The organism is Francisella sp. SYW-2 (genome assembly GCF_008711475.1).
In the GTDB taxonomy this organism is placed as follows: domain Bacteria; phylum Pseudomonadota; class Gammaproteobacteria; order Francisellales; family Francisellaceae; genus Francisella; species Francisella salimarina.
Genome location: NZ_VXKO01000059.1, coordinates 1 through 1988, shown reverse-complemented (window position 1 = coordinate 1988; position 1988 = coordinate 1). Strand labels below are relative to the sequence as shown.

Sequence of the window (1988 nt, the reverse complement as noted above, 5' to 3'; positions counted from 1 at the left end):
GCATATCTTTGTATTAGATTGTTATACTCACCAAAGTTTTGATTAGCCTTATAATATGCAAAATAATAATCCTCTCTAAGATTAATCATCATTGGAGGTTCAAAGACATTGATAACAAGATGATTAATAGTAGTCTCAATATCATTGATAGTTTCAGTTTTACCTTGTTTGACTTCTATCTTTTGCCAATCCTTTGGTTTCAAAGATAAAGTATTCTGGTGGTGTTTGAAAAGGTGTGAAAGGGTACGCAGATAGTATAAACAAAGTAGTTGTGAAATGTATATTTCAAGTTGTTGTTTATGGTTATCTGATTGGTTCAACTTTTAATCCTAGAATAATATTTTTTCTAATTCATTAATCCAACTAATTTCACGAGGGTAATTTGTCTCTATTTCAATATACTTGTTTGCAAAAATTACTTTATTATTACCCTTATTTGCGTTTAGAAATGAATCTATAGTACTTTTTTGTAAAGGAGTAATGTTGTTAAAAAATCCAGTATTATAACTATCTGCTTCGACTATAGCTTTGATATTATCATTACTTTTAGCGAAGTATTTTAAAGTTTCTAAAAATGTAGTTTCATCTAAACAGTCCTCTATTTCAAGAGGTGAGAAGCTACTTTTCATATTATAATCTTTTATAGATATACTGTTTTCATGATGACAGAGTCTTTTTAGAAAAATTTTATTATGTCCATCATAAACTTTACAGTCAAAATTATGAAAACTTTTATCTGTATCTGTAAGGCACAATACTTTAGATTTAAGAGAGTGTTTAATATCTTTAGTAAAAACGCACAAATGCTCGAATATTCTTGTAACCTCTTTAGCTCCACCAATAGGCAAAATAATTAAATCACCATTACTAACATATTTCTTTAAATAATGTTGAAAGTATAATTTATCACTGGTTCCTTCACAAATTAGCCATGAATAAGATTTTTCTATTTGTAGTGAAGATATTATAGAAAGAACTAAATCATTTATACTCTTAATGCTTATATCATTTGAAAAGTTTGAATTTTGTTCTTTTTTTTCTTGATTAATAGTTTCTCTAAAACTGAACGCATCATATGTTTTTAAACCAACCTTATTATTTTTGTCATTATATATAAAATTAATAAGACCATTATCGAGTATAGGTAAATGTCCATACCAATGAGTAGATGTTATTACTTGAATATTTAATGGCAATTTTTGAATGTTTTTTATTCTTTCAAACTGTTTTAAACACCCTCTATTATTTAGTGATGCTTCAGGCTCGTCTATAGCAAATATAATTATTTTATTATTTGGTTTTTGTGTTTTAAGAAAGGCTTCTGAAAGCTCAACTAGTGCTTTTCTTTTTTCACCAGAGCTTAAATCTTGAACTAAAACTTTATCTTCTTGTTTTGTGTCGGTATCCTCTTTGACTAAGTGCCTTAGAGAAAAGTATTCATCGATAATTTTAGAAACTATATTTGGCATAGTTATATTTTTAAGAGATGTTTTTGTAGTATATTTATAATTTTCTAAACTTGTTGATATAGTTTCTATTAGTTTACCAAGCTCTTTATTTATTGCAGATAACTTTCCTGTTGTAATTATTTTTTGAATTTCATCTCTAATATTTTTGCCTGTTAGTTTTTGTATTTCTTTTTCTTCAATTTTTGAAAAATCTGATATGTTTATATCAGTTGGGATATGGATATAAGAAATTCTATCTGAAATATTTTTTACAAATTCATCACATTTTTTTGTGATGTTTTTATTTCTACTATCACTTTTATCATTATCGGTAGTTAGATCATGATGTTCTGCAATAATACTTCTTATCTTAGTATCCAAACTACCAAAATAAGCTGAGTCAGCTTTACTTATAAAGACTGTTGATTTAATCTTTCATTAAACTTATGAACTTTTGTAAAATATAGATATCGTAGATATTTATATTTTTAGTAGTTATGGATTTTTTCTTTTTAGGTTTAGAAGAATCATTAGGTAATG

General features: G+C 26.2%; 2 protein-coding genes. Both read right to left on the bottom strand.

The window, feature by feature from the left end:
• Positions 1-320 (bottom strand): hypothetical protein (locus F3D57_RS10125; protein WP_150466165.1); only part of this gene is annotated, 320 nt, incomplete at its 3' end.
• A 9-nt stretch (positions 321-329) separates the two neighbouring features.
• Positions 330-1829, bottom strand: a complete 1500-nt coding sequence (locus F3D57_RS10120; protein WP_150466164.1) for an ATP-binding protein — start codon at positions 1827-1829, stop codon at positions 330-332.
• Positions 1830-1988 lie beyond the last annotated feature (159 nt).